The organism is Methylobacter luteus IMV-B-3098 (assembly GCF_000427625.1).
Taxonomy (GTDB): Bacteria; Pseudomonadota; Gammaproteobacteria; order Methylococcales; family Methylomonadaceae; genus Methylobacter; species Methylobacter luteus.
Genome location: NZ_ATYJ01000014.1, coordinates 150,528 through 168,733, shown reverse-complemented (window position 1 = coordinate 168,733; position 18,206 = coordinate 150,528). Strand labels below are relative to the sequence as shown.

At 48.2% G+C, this 18,206-nt stretch carries 22 protein-coding genes; 4 read left to right on the top strand and 18 right to left on the bottom strand.

Annotated elements, in window-relative coordinates; translation table 11 throughout:
- Positions 1-154: 154 nt before the first annotated feature.
- The 3 genes from METLU_RS0100810 to METLU_RS0100800 all read right to left on the bottom strand — a co-directional run bounded on the left by METLU_RS0100810 (position 155) and on the right by METLU_RS0100800 (position 3,085).
- A complete protein-coding gene (locus tag METLU_RS0100810; protein WP_027156581.1) occupies positions 155-1,108 on the bottom strand; it encodes an alpha/beta hydrolase in 954 nt (317 codons plus the stop codon).
- A 537-nt stretch (positions 1,109-1,645) separates the two neighbouring features.
- Positions 1,646-2,530 carry an IS982 family transposase gene (locus METLU_RS0100805; RefSeq protein ID WP_036242609.1) on the bottom strand — a complete coding sequence of 295 codons (885 nt, stop codon included), beginning with the start codon at positions 2,528-2,530 and terminating at the stop codon, positions 1,646-1,648.
- A gap of 276 nt (positions 2,531-2,806) precedes the next feature.
- Positions 2,807-3,085, bottom strand: coding sequence for a hypothetical protein (locus METLU_RS0100800; protein ID WP_027156579.1), 279 nt, complete (start codon positions 3,083-3,085; stop codon positions 2,807-2,809).
- 1,013 nt (positions 3,086-4,098) lie between these two features.
- Between METLU_RS0100800 and METLU_RS0100795 the strand changes: the two genes are divergently transcribed.
- Both METLU_RS0100795 and METLU_RS0100790 read left to right on the top strand, forming a co-directional pair.
- Complete coding sequence (locus METLU_RS0100795) at positions 4,099-4,389, top strand: nucleotidyltransferase family protein (RefSeq protein WP_027156578.1); 291 nt, start codon at positions 4,099-4,101, stop codon at positions 4,387-4,389.
- Positions 4,386-4,748 (top strand): HepT-like ribonuclease domain-containing protein, encoded by a 363-nt coding sequence (locus METLU_RS0100790; protein WP_027156577.1) that lies wholly within the window; start codon positions 4,386-4,388, stop codon positions 4,746-4,748. The genes METLU_RS0100795 and METLU_RS0100790 overlap by 4 nt, the downstream gene beginning before the upstream one ends.
- 331 nt (positions 4,749-5,079) lie before the next feature.
- Here METLU_RS0100790 and tnpA read toward each other — a convergent pair whose 3' ends face one another.
- A complete protein-coding gene (gene tnpA, locus METLU_RS0100785; RefSeq protein ID WP_027156576.1) occupies positions 5,080-5,496 on the bottom strand; it encodes an IS200/IS605 family transposase in 417 nt (138 codons plus the stop codon).
- Between the two features lie 56 nt (positions 5,497-5,552).
- Here tnpA and METLU_RS0100780 point away from each other — a divergent pair, with 56 nt between their 5' ends.
- A complete protein-coding gene (locus METLU_RS0100780; RefSeq protein ID WP_027156575.1) occupies positions 5,553-6,764 on the top strand; it encodes an RNA-guided endonuclease InsQ/TnpB family protein in 1,212 nt (403 codons plus the stop codon).
- Between the two features lie 167 nt (positions 6,765-6,931).
- On the opposite strand, the gene METLU_RS0100775 is transcribed toward METLU_RS0100780, so the two are convergent.
- The 12 genes from METLU_RS0100775 to METLU_RS29080 all read right to left on the bottom strand — a co-directional run bounded on the left by METLU_RS0100775 (position 6,932) and on the right by METLU_RS29080 (position 15,618).
- Positions 6,932-7,735, bottom strand: coding sequence for a hypothetical protein (locus METLU_RS0100775; RefSeq protein WP_027156574.1), 804 nt, complete (start codon positions 7,733-7,735; stop codon positions 6,932-6,934).
- A complete protein-coding gene (locus METLU_RS24065; RefSeq protein ID WP_051299702.1) occupies positions 7,722-8,387 on the bottom strand; it encodes an AAA family ATPase in 666 nt (221 codons plus the stop codon). The genes METLU_RS0100775 and METLU_RS24065 overlap by 14 nt, the downstream gene beginning before the upstream one ends.
- Positions 8,388-8,588: 201 nt before the next feature.
- Complete coding sequence (locus METLU_RS27045; protein ID WP_269209140.1) at positions 8,589-8,984, bottom strand: DDE-type integrase/transposase/recombinase; 396 nt, start codon at positions 8,982-8,984, stop codon at positions 8,589-8,591.
- A complete protein-coding gene (locus METLU_RS29085) occupies positions 8,897-9,364 on the bottom strand; it encodes an IS3 family transposase (RefSeq protein WP_407939043.1) in 468 nt (155 codons plus the stop codon). The genes METLU_RS27045 and METLU_RS29085 overlap by 88 nt, the downstream gene beginning before the upstream one ends.
- Positions 9,345-9,773 (bottom strand): type II toxin-antitoxin system VapC family toxin, encoded by a 429-nt coding sequence (locus METLU_RS0100760; RefSeq protein WP_027156573.1) that lies wholly within the window; start codon positions 9,771-9,773, stop codon positions 9,345-9,347. Before METLU_RS0100760 ends, METLU_RS29085 begins: the two co-directional genes overlap by 20 nt.
- A complete protein-coding gene (locus METLU_RS0100755) occupies positions 9,770-10,006 on the bottom strand; it encodes a hypothetical protein (protein WP_231383513.1) in 237 nt (78 codons plus the stop codon). The genes METLU_RS0100760 and METLU_RS0100755 overlap by 4 nt, the downstream gene beginning before the upstream one ends.
- 81 nt (positions 10,007-10,087) lie before the next feature.
- Positions 10,088-10,417: a hypothetical protein gene (locus METLU_RS0100750; RefSeq protein ID WP_155920352.1), complete on the bottom strand. Its 330-nt coding sequence runs from the start codon at positions 10,415-10,417 to the stop codon at positions 10,088-10,090.
- A gap of 150 nt (positions 10,418-10,567) precedes the next feature.
- Positions 10,568-10,897 (bottom strand): hypothetical protein, encoded by a 330-nt coding sequence (locus tag METLU_RS0100745; RefSeq protein ID WP_456237698.1) that lies wholly within the window; start codon positions 10,895-10,897, stop codon positions 10,568-10,570.
- A 361-nt stretch (positions 10,898-11,258) separates the two neighbouring features.
- Complete coding sequence (gene trfA, locus METLU_RS0100735; protein ID WP_051299701.1) at positions 11,259-12,134, bottom strand: plasmid replication initiator TrfA; 876 nt, start codon at positions 12,132-12,134, stop codon at positions 11,259-11,261.
- A 1,460-nt stretch (positions 12,135-13,594) separates the two neighbouring features.
- Positions 13,595-14,020: a type II toxin-antitoxin system VapC family toxin gene (locus METLU_RS0100730; protein WP_027156567.1), complete on the bottom strand. Its 426-nt coding sequence runs from the start codon at positions 14,018-14,020 to the stop codon at positions 13,595-13,597.
- Positions 14,021-14,682: 662 nt separating this feature from the next.
- Complete coding sequence (locus METLU_RS0100725) at positions 14,683-15,063, bottom strand: hypothetical protein (RefSeq protein ID WP_027156566.1); 381 nt, start codon at positions 15,061-15,063, stop codon at positions 14,683-14,685.
- 231 nt (positions 15,064-15,294) lie between these two features.
- Positions 15,295-15,618: a helicase C-terminal domain-containing protein gene (locus tag METLU_RS29080; protein WP_407939042.1), complete on the bottom strand. Its 324-nt coding sequence runs from the start codon at positions 15,616-15,618 to the stop codon at positions 15,295-15,297.
- 205 nt (positions 15,619-15,823) lie between these two features.
- On the opposite strand from METLU_RS29080, the gene METLU_RS29075 reads away from it, so the two are divergent.
- Complete coding sequence (locus METLU_RS29075; RefSeq protein ID WP_155920348.1) at positions 15,824-16,138, top strand: hypothetical protein; 315 nt, start codon at positions 15,824-15,826, stop codon at positions 16,136-16,138.
- 608 nt (positions 16,139-16,746) lie between these two features.
- Here the strand turns inward: METLU_RS29075 and METLU_RS24055 are convergent.
- Together METLU_RS24055 and METLU_RS0100705 are read right to left on the bottom strand one after the other, a co-directional pair.
- On the bottom strand, positions 16,747-17,514 hold the full coding sequence (locus METLU_RS24055) for a nucleotidyl transferase AbiEii/AbiGii toxin family protein (RefSeq protein WP_196806459.1): 768 nt from the start codon (positions 17,512-17,514) through the stop codon (positions 16,747-16,749).
- On the bottom strand, positions 17,511-18,110 hold the full coding sequence (locus METLU_RS0100705; RefSeq protein WP_027156564.1) for a type IV toxin-antitoxin system AbiEi family antitoxin domain-containing protein: 600 nt from the start codon (positions 18,108-18,110) through the stop codon (positions 17,511-17,513). Before METLU_RS0100705 ends, METLU_RS24055 begins: the two co-directional genes overlap by 4 nt.
- Positions 18,111-18,206: the final 96 nt, after the last annotated feature.

Sequence of the window (18,206 nt, the reverse complement as noted above, 5' to 3'; positions counted from 1 at the left end):
TGTCGATGAGTATAGGAATTTCAAACGGTATTGTGCCAATGACTGCTGTTGCTGGCGTACCTGCTTTCCACCCCAGTGGAACTCATGCCCAACGACCCAGACCCGCTCTGCTCGCCGGCGACGGTAGGCATCGGGGTCGGCACCGAGGGTTCGGTCAGGTCCGGAGCGCCTTGCGCAGGGCGCGGATCGCCTGCTCGATGGCTGCTGTCGCAGCCTGCGTGGCTCGGACGGGATTCAGCATCATGAAGTCGTGTATGACGGCGTTGTAGCGAACACTCGTCGTCGGCACGCTGGCCTGGATGAGCTGCCGTGCATACGCCTCGCCCTCGTCACGGAGCACGTCGTTCTCGTCGACGATGACCAGCGCCGGCGGCAGTCCGGCGAGCTGCGCGCGCGACGCGCGCAGCGGTGATACCGTGATGTCGCCCCGCTGGACGCGCTGCGGAAGGTATGCGTCCCAGAACCAGGCCATCGCCTTCGCGGTGAGGAAGGGACCGTCCGCGAATTCCCGGTAGCTGGCACTGTCTTGCGCCGCATCGGTCACGGGGTAGTAGAGTGACTGGTGCACGAAGTGCACGTCGCCACGCTGCTTCGCGAGGATCGCCAGCACCGCGGCCATGTTGCCGCCGACCGAATCGCCGGCGACGGCGAAGCGGTTCGCATCAAGGCCCCTTCGCGCGCCATGCGCCACGATCCAGCGCGCCGTCGCGTACGCCTGCTCGATCGCGACGGGATGGTGGGCCTCAGGCGAGAGGTCATACTCGACAAAGGCGACAGCGGTCTCGGCACCCACAGCGAGCTCGCGAACGAGCCGATCGTGAGTGCCGGCATTGCCCAAGATCCAGCCTCCTCCGTGCACGTAAAGGACCACGGGCACGACGGCCGGCGCGTGGACCGGCTTCACGATGCGCACCCGCACGTCACCGACCTCGGCCGGGACGGTGATCCACTCCTCTGCGACCTCAGGTTTCTCGATCGGCGCGGCCTGGATGTCGTCGAGCACCTTGCGCGCACCTTCCGGGCCGAGCTCGTAGAGGAACGGCGGCTTGGCGGTGAGGTCGGCAAACTTCTGAGCCTCGGGCTCGAGGATAGGATTCGTTGTAGTCATGGGCTCCTCCTCTTGCAGTTCGTGAACAGCGGATTGACGCTGATAATGTGAAGGTATACGGCGTTGACGGGCTCTACCTCGACGGCGCGTCACGATCTTCATGGCCGCCCTCGTTTCCTGCACCGCCGAACAAAATTATATGGTTTCCGCATATCTACGCTGCTTTTTTTCTGTAATCAACCAATTTGTGATGTTAGCTAACTAATTTATGATGTTAGTCAAGTTAGCTAACTGTATATCACCCTATATCACCCTAAAATTTCATGATCTCCAGTTCCAGAGATCATGACGATGTTGGCAATTCCTCCTGATTTAGCTCTAAAAAACCACGATGATCTATACTCATACGGTGCAAAGCGTCACAATTAAGCAGGCTATGAGTCCATTGGATTTTTAGCTTTGATGAATGCTAACTTTGTATGCCTGCTTTGATATATCATGCTGACATCCGGAAATATCGGTAGAATGGAGAATGGCTGACAAGGGTCGCTATGGATAGCTATACATAGCGACCCCTATGTATAACCTCAGTTCGGTTTAAGCATTCTGTAAAAGAGGTAGTAAATCAGCCTCACGTAATTGAAGAGCCGGCTTTTTATCCTGATAGGAATAAGCGACTAAACTCGCAATGATATTGGCCATGTAATTGGTCAACGAACGATGCCGCGAATGCTGGAGATCGCCAATATTCTTGAGCTGGTCATTGATGGTTTCGATAATGCTGCGCTTGCGCAGCAGTAGTTGATCAAAGGCATCCATGGCCTGAGCTTTCATGTTCTTTTTCAAGGTGGTCATCAGTTTAATATCCTGGCCGGCCAACAGCTGGGTTAATTTTTTGGAAATATAGCCTCGGTCGCCGAACAGCTTGCCGGTCAATGATTTCACCAGTTTGGGTACCGGTTTTCTATCATCGACATTGCCGGCGGTGATACAAAATGACAGAATCTCGCCCTGGTCATTAACGATCAGATGCCATTTGAAGCCATAAAACCAGCCGGTCGATGACTTGCCGCGCCCGGCTTCCTTGACGAAGGTTTTGTGCCGGGGAATACGGATATTCTTGCAGACTTTCAGGGGGGTAGAGTCAACAAAAGCGATACCTGCCGAGACGCCGCGACGACTGTTCATAAAGGCGGTAATCGGCGCCAACAGTTCTGGCATCAGTTCGATAAAGCGATTATAGCTCAACAGGTTAGGAAACTCAGATTGCCAATAACATTGTACGTGCTTCAGGTAAAACCATTTGAAGGTTCGAAAGCCTGATTGATGGTAAGCCACTAAAATCGTGATCATTTCGCTATAACTCATTCGATGCGGACGATGGCGTTTCTTCTCGCCTTGAATGAGTTGATTTTTTTGCCAGTCCGCTATAAAGGTTCGGCAAAAATCGTCCACATCGCAGAATAAGTGTGTTAATTTCATCAGTAGCAGGTTTTTTGTTTGAGAAAGTTAGCGTCGAAAACTTATTTTCTCTTTTTATAACAAAAACCTGCTTCTTTTTCTTATCCCGAACTCAGGTTACCTAAGGTAGGAGCCGTATGCGTTAATTGCGCACGTACGGATCTGTGCGGGGGGCGCTCGACAACGAGTGTCCCTACCGTGACCCGTCCTCCGATTTAATGCGATTTAGCGCAAACAGCTGGGCTGACAAAATCAAGGAAAGGAAACTTCATCTTGCCGGTAACAGATCGGGCTAGGTTACTTCCTACATTGGTTCGGCTCTTCGCTTTCAATATCCTCGACCAATCCACCCTCGTAGTCGACCTCAACGCACACCCCTGCCACGAGAGGACCATCGTCTTCTTCCAACTTGGTCTTTTCAGTCACCTGGCCCTCACGACCCCCTATTACCCAAGTGCCGACCTTACCTTCCGGACGCTTTTCAAGGATGCCGTAGAAATCATCATCGGCCTGGCTGTTCGAAGGAACCCAAAGAATTCCGCTGGATAGAAACAACAGGGTTATCAACCGTTTCATCGTTCTCTCCTTACAAATGACATCGCTTCATTAGAGAGGTCTGAGTAGCAAATAGAGGGAAGTCGCCTTAAGAAGCGGAGCCCAGAACTGGCGAGGCTTCTGAGGGCAAGATGTGTGCAAAAGTCGCGAAAAGCCTGAAATACTGATTTCGTCGCAAAAATTCTAAGTTTTGCGACTGCTGCAAGGGCTTATGCCGACTTTCCGTCTATTTGCTACCCAAACTTTTTGGACAAACATCACATTTTGAAGGTTCCTCTACGTGCGTCAACACAGGAATATCCAGGGGGACCGTAAGGATTCGTGCTCGGTGCGACGTGAAGTCGTATAAGTAATTGTTTAGCTGGAGCAATCCCGACTAAACCTGCCGTTCCTCCGGCAGTAATCTAAGAGTGCATGCATTAACAGCAATGTGATGTCTGAAGCCATTCTGACAATGTAGCCCAATCGAAAGATGAAGCCGAACCCGTGAGGGTAAAGCGGAACTGCGAGCATTATGCGGTAGGGCGCAAAGCTTAGAAGGTAAGGCGAACACATGTGAATCAACGATAAATCTCGTTAAATCCGAGGAGTCAAAAATGCTGACAGACTCTAGCCAAAAGGCAACATGGTTAGCTTGGTGTTTTCGCATAACCAAATGGGGATAACAAAACCATCGGAAAATAGTTGGCACCTAACCCTTCTTCGTTATTTATATGTTACACGGTAAACCCGTATTTCCGCCTATTTAGGCAGGTTGACCGCGAGGGAAACTATTGGGAATGCGGGCATAGGAGGTTGGAGAAAGCGAAAGCTATCCTGTAATGAGGTAGATAGGGATTGCGGCGTAAACCACTTGTTCTCACTTTCGAAAATTTTTTCAAAAAAAAGGTGACAACTGTGAGCGTTAACGAACTAGTAATCGATTTGTTTGGCCCCAAGCAGAAAATTTTCAGGAAAACGATAAGTCAAAGAATTCGCGTGACGAGAAGTTAACAATATGTTTATAGTTATTAATTTTATTGTTGGAAAAAAAAGTGAAGCCGTCAGTTGCTCTTGACCTCAAACGAGGCGCCGTCCGCGAAACGGTAAACCGCTTTCATACATCGAACCCGCGCATCTTCGGATCGGTACTTCACGGCACTGACGAAGACGGCAGCGATCTCGATCTGTTAGTTGACGCCCTTCCCGGAGCGACACTGTTTGACCTAGGCGGTTTGCAGGTCGAGCTTGAAGAGTTGCTGGGCGTTCAAGTCGATTTGCTGACTCCCGGCGATTTACCACCAAGATTCCGAGATCAGGTTCTTGCGGAGGCTCAGCCAGTATGACCGAAAACCGACTTCCTGATTATCTCAGACACATTCAGCAAGCTGCAGCGGATGCATGCAGTTTTATCGAAGGTTTGAGCAAGGACGACTTTCTTATCGACAAACGTTCACAGCAAACCGTCATCATGAGTCTGATCATTGTTGGTGAGGCGGCGACGAAAGTGATGGATAGATATACCGAGTTCGTGAATGCGCATTCGGAAGTACCTTGGCGCAACATGCGAGGAATGCGCAATCGCATCGCTCACGGCTACTTCGATATCAATTTAGATGTGGTATGGGATACCGTACAAACAGCATTGCCAAAGCTGTTGAAGCAATTGCCTCATGTCCTTAGCGACGCGGAGAATAATTGCTGAGAAAAAAGGGTATCCGTGAAACCCTGTATAGGCTCAGATATTGAAGCCCCATACGTCAGTGAACAGCAAAAATTAGCGTGTCGTTTGACCTGCAAAATCTTGACGTTTGACCTATAAGCTTCAATTGGGGCCGTTGCATATTGGAAGACTTGGGATATAAGTATTTGTGAATCGAGTACTTAATCAACAAATACCTACAGGTCATTCAATGGAAGCAAACGTCCCTTTCAAATTCTGTACACCATCAAGCTGGTTTACCGGATTGCGCGAAAAGCCCCGTCGTTCAGGGCGGGGATGAATAGCGCGGACGGCAGCGCCGTCCTTTGAATACTTAATGAGGTGTTTGCTGTTGCTCGATGTATTGCCGAATGATTTCAATCGGCGCACCGCCGCAGCTTCCAGCGAAATAGCTTGGCGACCACAAGGCCCCGCCCCACAGTTTCTTCTTAATGCTTGGGTAGTTCTTTTTTCGGATAAGAAGACTGGATACGCCTTTCAGGCTATTAACCAGTTTCGATATTGCCACCTTGGGCGGGTAGTTCACCAACAGGTGAACGTGATCGTCCTCTCCATCGAATTCCACCAACTCCGCTTCAAAGTCGGCGCATACATTGGAGAAGATTTCTTGAAGGTCGTTCAGAATGGCTTTTGTGAACACACCACGGCGGTATTTAGTCACAAAGACCAGATGATCGTGCATCTTAAAAACACAGTGTCTACCGTGCCTAATGTCATTGTCATTGCCCATAGACCATAGACCATAGACCATAGACCATAGACCATAGACCATAGTATGATTGAATCATGCAACGACTTCAAGCTTTCAAATACGAATTAATGCCGGACGGCGAACAACAGCGCAATATGCGCCGTTTCGCCGGGTCGTGCCGCTTTGTATTCAACAAGGCATTGGCGTTGCAACAAGCGCACTACGCAGAAGGCAAAAAGAAGTTGTCTTATGCCGATTTGTGCAAACATCTGACCGAGTGGCGGAAGAGTAGCGAAACGCAATGGCTATCTGAAACCCATTCCCAACCCTTGCAACAAACGCTTAAAGACCTGGAACGAGCCTACCAAAACTTCTTCGAGAAACGCGCAGACTTTCCGCGCTTCAAGAAGAAAGGCCAGTCGGATAACTTTCGCTATCCGCAAGGTTGCAAGCTCGACCAAGGCAACAGCCGGATTTTTCTGCCAAAACTAGGCTGGGTTCGCTACCGCAACTGCCGGGAAGTGTTGGGCGTTGTGAAAAACGTCACCGTGTCCGGCAAACAAGGCAAGTGGTTCGTCTCGATCCAGACCGAGCGTGAGATCGAGGCGCCGGTACATCCCTCGACCGCCATAGTCGGCATCGACATGGGTATCGCCCGTTTTGCTACGTTAAGCGACGGTTCCTATTTTGCCCCGCTCAATAGTTTTAAACGCCAAGAAAACGCCCTGGTGAAGGCTCAGCGAGCCAAGAGCCGCAAACAGAAGTTCAGCAACAACTGGAAAAAGGCGAAAGCCAAAGTCCAGAAAATCCACGCCCGTATCGGTAATGCCCGCCGCGACTATCTGCACAAAGCCACGACTACCATCAGCCAAAACCACGCGATGGTGTGTATAGAGGACTTGCAGGTTCGGAAACTATCCAAGTCAGCGGCAGGCACCACCGAAACACCGGGCAAAAATGTTAGAGCCAAATCCGGCCTAAACAAGGCCATCCTCGATCAAGGCTGGTTCGAGTTCCGCCGCCAGTTGGACTACAAGCTGGCCTGGAACGGCGGACAGCTCGTTGCCGTACCGCCCAGAAATACCAGTCGGACGTGTCCGTGCTGCGGCCATGTCGCCAATGAGAACCGGCTAAGCCAGGCGCGGTTTGAATGCGTGAACTGTGGTTTCGAGGAAAACGCCGATCTGGTCGGCGCAATCAATGTGTTAAGGGCGGGACACGCCCGGTTAGCTTGTGCAGATACTTCGCCTGCTGTTGGGGCGTCGGGCCAAGAACCCACCGAAGCGACTCAAGCAATAGCTGCTTGAGCGCCGTAGGAATCCCCTTCCTTTAGAGAGGGGAGGATGTCAAGACTGATTTGATCGGCGACTTGGAACGTCCAGGTCACCTTTCAATTATCCAATTCATTCGCTTTTTGCTGCTTTAACACCAGACATGTCACTGACGTTTTAAGTCAAATTTAAAATCCTACTTCTTATTTATGGACATAATCATTTTCAATGGACTCAATACAGTCCTTAAATATCTTTACTAACTCTACATTTTGACGACGAAAACGTTTCGCGAATATCAAGAACTCCTTAACAGCTGATTCGTCCGTTAACATCGAGGCATCCTCCTCTGCCAGAGCAATCAACCGCTCATCCAGCTTGTCACCAATATCAGAATTCTGTTCAGAGGTTTCATTATTATCCTGATCTTGATCTGAGATTGGAGGATCAACTGTAAGAACAGCCTTCAACTGCTTTATTCTGAACTTAGCGTCTTTGACCCTAATGGTATAACCTTTTTCTACTTCTCCAAGAAATTCTTGGTAGAGCTCATCACTGATATCATCATTATCGGGACGAGCCAGCTCAGAAATTACTGTGGGCGATAATTTTATTTCAGACAGATCATTGATCTTATGTTTTTCGCAAAACCGGCCGCAGTTAGCAAATCTGTTAATTTCTTGTTGCCCGACCACGGATAATCCGTGGACGCCTTTTTTCCTCAAATCATTAATGTAATCCCCGAACTCGATATTGCTCGGGAATCTCTGCCTTAATTCCCATATAATCCGCCACTTTGTCAGTGTAGATTCCACATGGACCATAATCAGCTGGTCAATAAGCTGATCATTGCTTAAAGCCTTCAAATAGCGGAATGACTTTACCCCTCTACTTTGGGGATGTTCGGCGACTTGAAGACCTCCTGTCAGTGCCTGTAGCTCATTACTTTTCTCACGAGTTAAACCTAATGAGCTAAGGTCTTTGAGTCTATCTTTAACAGAAGCCATGAATAATCTCCGACATAACTCCTGATAATTCTCGGCGACCTGACTCTTCGCTTGCAGACTTTCCGTCCAGTTCAGTAACGCCAAGGCCAAGCGCATAACTATCGCGGAAGCATACTCGGTTGTAGATTACCGTATCGAGCAGAGGGATATCAGGATATTCATTGATTACGGCCCGGGCCATCTCGATCTCTCTTACCAAGGCAGGATTTGTTTCTGCGGAATTCAAACAGCAGTAAGCTTTCAAATTTTTGTTGTTGCGCCTGGCATTGCGAACGATTCTGTCCATCGTATTAACAGTGTGCAAATCAGCAGCACTAGGTCTGAAAGGCATAAGCACCGTGTCACAGACTTGGAGTGCCGACAGCAATTCGTCAGAGTCGCCTTGACCTGCGATATCAACGACAATGTATTTATATCTGGTGGCCAGATCTTCAATGGTTTCATCCAACTCGCCACGCTTGTTCATGTTATGAACTTTTGCTAAGCCGGGGTAGTTGTCCTTGCGATTCTGCCACCAGGTTCCTGATGAAGTTTGTTTATCTGTATCGAGAAGAAAAACGTCCTCCCCTTTTTGAGCGAGAGCTGCTGAGATATTTACGCTCAGCATAGTCTTGCCTACGCCCCCTTTAATATTTCCTAGCACGATCACCATATAAATATTCCTACGTCTATTAAGGACATTATTTTTTGTTCTGGAACATTGATTATAAATCTCTCAAAAAATGAGCGTTAATTTTAAGTTCAACTTTAAAAGATTTTTGTCGTAAAGTTTGTCAGGCTGGGCGCTAATTACCAACTTTAGGAATTGACAGCCAGGATGATCTGTAATGGTCAACAAAAATCGGACATCCTCTCAGGCAGCATTGCTAAAAAAAATCCGCTCGAACTCGGTCGGAGATTGATAGCCTAACGTCGAGTGTGGTTGAAGGCCGTTGTAAAAAGCCAAATAATCAATCACGCACAGTTTGGCCGCTTCCCCGATTTTGAATCTCTTATAGTTAAGCTGCTCATGCTTCAAACTGCGGAAAAATCGTTCCATCGGCGAGTTGTCCCAACAATTGCCTTTGCGACTTATACTTTGCTGCATACCCATGATGACCAGATGCTCCCGGTATTCACGGCTGGCATACTGGCTGCCGCGACCTGAGTGATGCAGCTGGCCTAGCGACGGCTTCCGACTCCAGAAGGCCATTTGCAATGCCCGCATCCAGAGCGAGGTACGCATATGATCATCCATTGCCCAGCCCACGACTTGCCGGAAAATAAGTCGATCACGACCGAGACACAAAGCCAGCCCTGCAGAGTCCACACATAGGTAATATCGGTTGTCCACACCTGATTCGGTTTAGCGACCTTGAATGGCCGATCCAGCTGATTAGGTGAAATGGCCTCACTATGGTTGCTATCGGTGGTAACGTTAAAACGTTTGGGATAGCGCACCACTAATTTTAACTTCCGCATGATTCGTCGTGTTTTATAGCGTCCCACCGCCATGCCTTGTTTTTTCAAGCGATCCGATAGACGCCGGGAGCCAAAGCACTGTTTGTTGTCGGTAAAAATCTGGCGCACCTGATCGGCAAGCCGTTGTTCTTGTTGTTCTTTAGTATCTTTAGTGGGCGAGTTTAAAATCGGGCAGCAGGTTAATCCGGCCGAAACCCACCGCTTTCTCGTAATAACGGCAGTCGGCGGTTACCAGTGTGGCGCCCGGGGTGTTCAGGGCTACCGCGTGGTAGAGGGTATCGAACAAATGGTGCCTGCAACGGATCGCCAGATTCATCGCCGTGGCGTAAATCTCCGGCTCCTCGGCAAAACGGCTTTCGATGGCCAATAAATCGAACAAATCGTCCTGAGCTTCCTCCGGTTTTTCGCGGGCCAGCACCGCCGTGACCTCGGCAATAAAATGCGGAGGTTGTAGCATGTGTATCCGGTCTTCATCGATGCCAGACAGGATGGCTAACGCCAGGTCGCAATCGGCTTCATCCTCTCGGCTCTGGAAAAACCATTTCAGGGCGACGCTGGCATCGACCACGACAATCATGGACGGCCTTCTTCCCGTGCTGCCTGCAGCTCTTCATCGGTCATGGCCGGGGCATGCTTACGCCGTTCCAAGATTCTTGTAATCGCTTTATGACTGCGTTGTTTACGCTGTGCGCGTTCGACGGCCTCGCGCATCAAATCGGCGATAACAGCACTCTTATTCTGGCCTTTGTAGGCTTCATTGAAAGCATCTTTAACGTCATCCGGCACACTGAAATTTACGGTAGCCATCATAGCCTCCCCAATTGTTGAAAATTTCAACAATTATCTGCTCTTGCCGGAAGAATAGCAATGCGGCGGAAAGCATAAGGTGCTTTATTGAATCCTCACTTTTTTACCTTCCCGAATCGGGGCCGACAATTTATCCCGTAATTTAGCGAGATAGGCTTCGATATCGCTTTCGTTTTCCAAATAGGTTTTGAGGCTGCACTCGGAAGCGTGAATGACCGCTACCGCTTTGACTGCCGATGCGATCGGCTGAGAGCCCGCTCCGGGCATTGGAACACCCGCGCCTCCCGGCTCCGGTTTCTGTGCCGAGGCAATCAAATCCATGGCCTCGTCCAGCCGACTTCCGACCTGCTCTTTGAGATAGTGTATTCTGGGAATGCTGTTTAATGCAGCTACAGTGGCTTTCAATTGCTGCAAAGGATACAAAGCTCTGTTGCGCAGATCAGCTTCCGCTTGCGACTGGTTCGGCGCGGCCTCGATCTCGCCGAGTTTTTCTCCAATCGACAGCAGCGCTACTTCCCGTTTGCTGCCGGCAACTGTGCTCAGTAACAGGTCGATGCGGTTGATTTAGACATAAGGGGCAGGATTGTCGCGAATGCTTTCCAGCTCTTTTAAGGTGTTGGCAGCGGCCAAATCTTGCTGCAACGCCTCGCGGTTATTGGCAAACTCGCCCAAGGCATCGAGCATTTTCCGCCAGGTGGTCACTTGGGTTTTATAGAAACTGGTCACATCATGAATATCGTCGCTCAGATCCAGCCAGTTATCCTTTGCTTTCAGCAGTTTTTCGATGAATTCATAACTGTCGTGAATGGCCAGTTGCTTACCAATGTGCGCGGCGGCTTGATCGATCACTGTTTTGCCGGCGGCAATATGGCCGTAGCTTTTCAGTTCTTCCAGCCAAGTCTTAAGCGTATATCGGCGACCAAACCGTCTTCATCTTCACGAAACAGTTTGGCGAACAGCTCGCGCGCTCGTTTGAGTGCAACACTATTGGCTGGTTTACGTTTCAGGATAGAGACCTGTCTAAACCGGACGGATTTGGTCAATGGGACTATCGCCAACCGAGGATCGAGGTCAGTGCCAGATATTGCCTGAGTTCGTTGAGCGCCAGAGGGTTAAGTTCTTCGATATTGTTATCCAGCGACAGTTGTTTGACGTCATAGGCGGATATAGCGGCCTTGATTTCGGCAACGGGCTCGGCTCCGTTGCTTTTATGCTTTTGCTATCTTTTTATTTAGGCAATGGGTAATTCACTCAGTTACCTATATTGAGCTCTGATCACATGAACGAGACCGGCCTTATCAATTTCAAATTCCTTCAAAAAACCAACTTTAAACAATGCTTCTAGAGCCTCTTTGGTTTGCCGTTTGAAATCCTTTAAATCTTTTGTGGTAGATCCAGATCCTTTATACAACGTTTCTAATTTGACAGGAAATGGCGTTCTATGGCTTGCAAAATAACCATGCAGCCATGTAGCGAGACCTGGAGATAATGACAATCTCTGTTGCCATTCTATTTGCGTGAAATAAGTGTCGCCAAATAGTTCGATTAATTGTGGTGCTATGGTTACCTTGTATTTTGAAAGTGTTTTACCATTCTCATCTTTCCATGTAAATATTGGAATCATCGATAGTGATATACCTGCTTTTAAACGTTTGCTATAAACACTTAGTGATGTCGCCTGCATTCTAGTTAATGACTCCCGAAGGCGCTCATAGGAGTTGTTATTTAATGGCCATTGTACGGCTTTGCAAAAAGAATAAGGAGTAAATTCTATGACTTTACCTGCCGTTTGTCCTCGTGATAAATGGATCAGCTCAAGCCAGACAATTTCGTCGAATTGCCTGAGTTCTTCCCCAGTGTATTGAATTCGCCCATCTCCGATGACTTCAATATCGGCATCTCTTAAATAAATTCTTTTTCTGTTTCGATTGCGCGCATTAAATAATGCAGATCTGACTAACTCATTGGGTATTCGTCTTGTTGTTTCGTCCCAAAAAGGCAGCTGCATCTGCGAAGCATTTATTAGCTCTTGACCCTTAGCAGCTCTAGCTTGCATAGATACAGGAATAAATGACTGAAAAACATCATTAGTCACAATGTCAGCTTTCTTTCTTGTTGTTTTTTTATCCATACGCAATTGTAAAACTTTTCCTTATTTCTAAGTGTTTAATGAACTTTAGCACACTGGATTTTGTAGAAAACTATCAGTAGAAGATGTGTTTTGCAATCAAGGTGGGTCATAAGTCAATAAAATAAATAATGGTAGTCTTGATCTCTTTAATCTTGAATGTCGATTATGTGAGTCATAAGTCAATAACTGTGGTGGGTCATAAATCAATAAAAGTTGATATAAACAACTAAAAGGGGTGCACTTTTTGTAACAAAAGGACCTTGATCATGAAAAACAGAGAGTCTTTTGTTTCTAAAGCGAGTCAGAGATTAGTGGTTAGGCGAGTCATAAGTCATGTGTGAATCGTAATTGGTATTAAACATTGAGTTCCTGATTAACCGTCTTTACCAAGATTGTCTAGATGACTATTACCTATTTTTTCATGATAAATCTAGTACTTACGCTCAATATTAATGAGCTCTTGTTTAACTACTCAGTTGACTAAATATTGGTAAAGAAAATGGTTAGTAATTAAGGTGGGTCATAAGTCAATAACGTGAGGCTGTGAAATTTAGCCTGAATATTTCATTATGAAGGACACGAAGGTTTCGAAATTTAAATGCTTACAACTGTTTCCGGATAAATTTATGAGGTTACGGCTATGAAAAATGGTAATACCTTGATTTTATTTTAGTTCTTAGTGATATCCGTGGTTTTGTGAAATACCCGAGTTAGCTTTTATGACATTGAATGTTGTTTAAGCGAGTCAAACATCAATAGTATTTGTGAGCCGCAAGTCATTAATTTGACATACAAGAGGTGACGAAATATTGGAAATTTAGCCGAAGGGTGTCATAAGTCAATAATATTGCGCGTCAAAGATCAACATTGCTTGATCAATAGAATTTGGTGGGTCATAAGTCAATAATATATTTTTAAGTACCCTTTCAGGTTGGAAAAATAGCATTTGCTATGTTTTTATGGTTAAAGCTATGTTTTTATGGTTAAAGCTATGTCTTTATGGTTAAAGCTATGTCTTTATGGTTAAAAATAGGTTAAAGAAGGTTAGCTTTTTCTTAAATTTAGTACAGATCTGGTCTGGAGGGCGTTTTTAGAGGGTCAAAGATCAATGTTTTGGGGAGTCAAAAGTCAATGTTTTGGAGGGTCATAAGTCATACTCAAGGGGTCAAAAGTCAATATAATGTGGGTCATAGATCAATGTTGCGTGAGTCAAAAGTCAATGCAAAATGTTCATGTGATTTCTTTTAATCTCCCCAAAAACCAGCCCAAACAACACATCCACCACTGGATCCAGACGCTTGAACACGCGCATCTGGCCGTGGGCGGATCCGAGTATAGGATTCAGTTTGTGTTTGTCAACCAGCGTAACCGTCCAGTCTTCACCGGAATCGTGCGGCTTGATGACAGGCGTCTCAAGAGTGTCTGCCCAACACAGTAGCTCGGCTTCCTTCAGTCTTACGTCAATTCAGTCCACCGGTTGACTCGGGCAGGATCAGGTTCACGCTCGGAAAGTAGGTACTGAAACGGCCTTTATCGCGCGAAATCAGCCGGTAACCGGCCACGGCGGCATGGGCGCCGATGAAGAAATCCGGCAGCACGTTGCCTTTCTGGCCTTGGTGCCGGCGGTATTGCAGAAAGGCCTTGCCGGCCAGGAACAAGGCTTCTCTGGGAAGAGTCCGCATGGCGAATCCCATATGCTCGAACAAGGCTTCCACCTCCTCGATGCGATCAAAGCCGACTGAACACTCGGCATAGATGATCGGGTTGATGACCAATGTATTGTTCTGGTCCAGTCGTTCCTGTGTCGAGGCACTCCATTCGAACCAGGCGCTATCCGGGTCGGCCAGGTCAGTGACGATGCAACTGTCGATCAGGATGACGGCCATGTTTCGCCCCGTGTCAAGGCCATGATCTCATCGGTATTCATGGTCAGCTTGCCAGTCTTGTAAGCGGTTCGGAAGCGGCTGGCTCTTTTCCGGAGAGGTTGAGCCTTAGCGATGTACCAGCGCCCGTTTTCATCCTGAAGAAATTCTATTTCGGTTTCAGACGGTTAAATGCCCATGCTTTCACGGACGTTTTGGGGAATGGTGACTTGACCTTTGCTGGTGACGCGCATGATGATCTCCGATAGGGTTGTAATACTTAAATAGTAATACTTGTTTACTGATCAAGTAAATAAGATTCAATCAATGGGAAGTTATTGCGCCAGGTTGTGTTGATATTTCATTTCAGCCCAATCAAAGCCGTGACAAAATGCAGAAAGCCAGTATAATTCCGGGCGAGTTTCTCGAAGCGGAAAAGATTCGACGGTAATGTTTGATTTTATTGAAAAAGCTCTCAATCAAAAGCCAGTTTTCTGCTTGACCAATGTCGCTGTAAATGAAAGTACTCTGTAACTCAGACCAATCTGTGCAGGCCTGATGCAAATTCGCCGGCACCAGCTGGAAAAACGCTTAAAGATGCTGCTCCATTTGCTATTGTCTGCCGGCAATGGTTCGCCATTAACCGCCGTTGCGAAGCCCCATAATACCGAGGTTACAGAGATTAATTATTCCCGTGATAATTGAATCTGACTTTCTGCCGCCCACCTCAGCAACTTCTGATTCGGCTTAGGGGGAGCTTTAGTTGTGAGGGATTGGTTTGTCATTTTAACCCGAAAAGCAACCGCTTGTTCCCAAGCTTTCTTATAGCCATGACGCCTGATAGACCAGCTCTTTGTTTTAGGTTTTCCGGCAACAACCACTTTGGCCAACCAGTATGCATGCGTCACGCCGCTTTTTGCATCGATTCTGTAATCAATAGAGACGCCTGTCACGCCACTTGTGTTTCTGGCATTAAAACTATGAGCAGCAGGCGCTTCTACAAACCGATAATCAATAATGCCGTTAATCTTGATCTGTTCATTACGCCATTGAATGGCTTCCTGCAAGGCTTGCTCTTTTCCGCCCAGTTTTTCATCGGAAAAACTTTTGACGGTTAATGGTTTTCGATTACCTTATTTGATAAATACGGACCATCCAGCAGCGCGCTCTTTTGTAATCCATACGAGTAATGAAGCGATGTGTTGAATCTTTCATGAATTTTGCAATTGCTTGTTTGTCCTTTCTTTGAAGGATTATAGCCCGCAATATAGTAATCCTCTGCCTGTCCGCCAACAGCATTAAATGTAGAATCTCTGCTTTGGCCAAGTAATGGGCTGGGGCTGCTTAACTTCTTCTTGTTCTTTGCATTGAACGACCCTATCCAGGGTGAAGGTGCTCGCAGTCTTCAGTGCCGGACAAAACCTCGTAGGCAGGCAGGAAGCCAGGTTCAGCTTGCCGTCTTGCGTCAGGAGGCGTCTGTCGCCAAACCAGACGCAGCACACATCGTTCAACTGGCGGATGCCCCGTCCGATCGCCTGCCGCAGTTTTCTGCGCGTGCTGATGACGGAGCGCCCATAGATCGTGGCCGTTATTACCGAAGGCGAGAAGCCACGCTTCACCATCGAGTTTTTGATGCTCTCCGCCATCGACTGGTCCGGCGGCGCAAGGAATACGGGTGATGACCAGGTTCTTGACCAGGCCGGGTAGGTTGACGCCTTCCCAGCAGGAAGGGGAGAGAAGAATGGCCCCGTCCGTTTCGGAAAAGCGCGTCAGTAATTCCTGGATGGGATCGGTTTCCGCATGCTGGATCAGGGTCGTGATATGGGGATGTCTCAAACGGACACCGGCAGCGATCATTCGGGTGTCCCGGTAGGACAAGGTGAGGGCAAGCCCCCGTTCGCCGGAGGCCAAGGCTTTGGCAATCATGTCGGCAACATAGGCGATCCAGGCGGGATCGCTGGAAAACTCATCGTCCGCAACGGACAGGGTGGGCGTTGGAGCGTTCTCGGCAGGCAATACAATGGACAGCTCGCCAAGCCTAGCCGGCTCGAATATGCCGGTAGTCAGGCGGTAGTGGCTGGACTTGAAAAGTCCCAGGGAATACGCCACGGATTTCAGCGAGAATTCTTTGCCATCGCTTAATGTCGCCGAGGTCAGCAAAGCCGCTTCCAGATCAGGCTTCCTATCCTGCTCGGGGGCATTCTGCCACAACCGGCCGAACAAGGTGCCTGGATTTGGATCAACAGCGCGAAGGGAAGGGTAGCGGCCGACTTCGGAAAAGTGAATGATCGGTATCGTCGAAGCAGAATCCTGAGAGAGTCGTGTTCTGAATTCCGATAAGGATTTTCTGTGCAGAGCCATCTCGGCTATCTGCTCGTTGTCCGAACAGGATTTCAGTGCCTGGTCAAAATGGGGCAGAAATTCTTAACGAATTTTGAGAAGGGGCCGTCCCGAGCGAACGCTTGTTCGGTGATTTAGAAAATTGTTATTTTCTGCATAGGATTTTATATCATAGACATATTTATACATAAGTTACCGCTAGTAACCTATACTTCCTTTTATTAAAAGGGGGGAGCTTTAGCTTGATATCAAAACTAAAACACACCAGGTTTCGCACCCATCAGGCCCAAAACTTCTCAACGCAGAAAATTAGCTTGGATTGGCTGGCAGCCAGGGACCTCCAGCCTGCCATAGCAACGAAAATGCCTTATTAGCGCTGGCAGCATCAACTATCGGCCTCATAAAGACAGCTAATTGCGAGACAACATCTTCCAGCGCGAGCGCATCCAGTTTATTTTTTCATAGGTGAGTCCGAAAGGCAGTTGATCTGATAGCATTGTTTTGCGGCTACCGAATGTCGATCGGATAGCCTGACAGAGGATATCGCCCTCAAAGTCTGTATGACAGGCCAGTATCCAAAGATCGAAGTAATCCTTCATGCGGCTGTTAGCAATGCCCAGGGATGAAAGCGCTTCGAATTTTACCGCTACTACCGTGTAACGCGGATAAACGCTTAATTTTGGTGCTGCAAATTCTGACAGGATAACGGGATAGGCAGCCTCTTCAGGCCCTGGCGTAACTGCATCGCCAAACCCCATATCCACCTGAACCTGGCAGCGTGCGCCATCCAGGAGTCCGAGCAAGGTAACGCGTACACCGGCATAATGTGCTTCCTTTCTGATTTCGGCCGCTCTCACGGTAGCGGATTGAAACGCCATACCATCCAGGGCATCAAGTTCACAGACATCCTTGAAGATACTTTCAATAAAGGGCAGCTCGGCTGAACCGAAACTCAGGAAATCAGCATCTCTTGTCGGACGGTGTGGGATATCAAACCAAAGATCAAACAGCAAAGCGCCCTTGAGTAGAAATTGATCGGCATACTTCGAAATGCTGATCCGATAAAGTAGACGCTCAATGGCATAACGGGTCAGGACCAGATTGAAATCCTGCCTTTTCGTGCGCGCATGATTGAGCAGTCTGTTACGTACAGAAGCAGCGATGTTCCCGTTAGTCATGGCAAGCTTTCCAGATAAGGACGCATGACGTTGGCCACTCGACACAGGCAAGCATAATGCCAGAGCTCATCCATGCTAACCCGCTTTTCTCGCCAGGACTCATGCAGGGCCTCCAAAGCCACCTCAAGCCCGATTTTGTTGCGGTATTTGAAGCAATCGACCACCGTTCTGGCCATACTGGTGATACGGATCGGTACGCCATCGATCCGATAGACTTCCACGCCTTCAGTGAGTGCTGCGCCAGAGAACCGGATAATTCTCAGGGGCGGATAATCTATCCGTGGAGCACGTGCTTTATTGGGAATAGCTAGCCACACTTCAAACGGGGACTGGGTAGTGAGATCGTGGAAGCGTAATACGGAAAGCAGGCAGGCGATGACGTGTGGATATTTGCGCGCGGTTTCGGCCAGTGCGTCATGCTCGGACACAGGCCTATCAGGTAGGGCATAGAGTCCACGGCTGATCCGAATCAGCTGGCCTCTGCGTACCAGCCGCGTCAGTGCAACCCTGGGCAGGCCTTGAGCAGCCAGATCGTAAGGTCGGATCAGGGTATGCGTGTGTGCGAGGTCAAGGATTCGTTGGTAAGTGTTTTCCATGCGACAATAATGTTCCAATTTGTTGGTAATTATCACTAATTACCAACATAAAGAAACTAGAACAACGATGTCTTATGACTTGCTAGGTATTTTTTA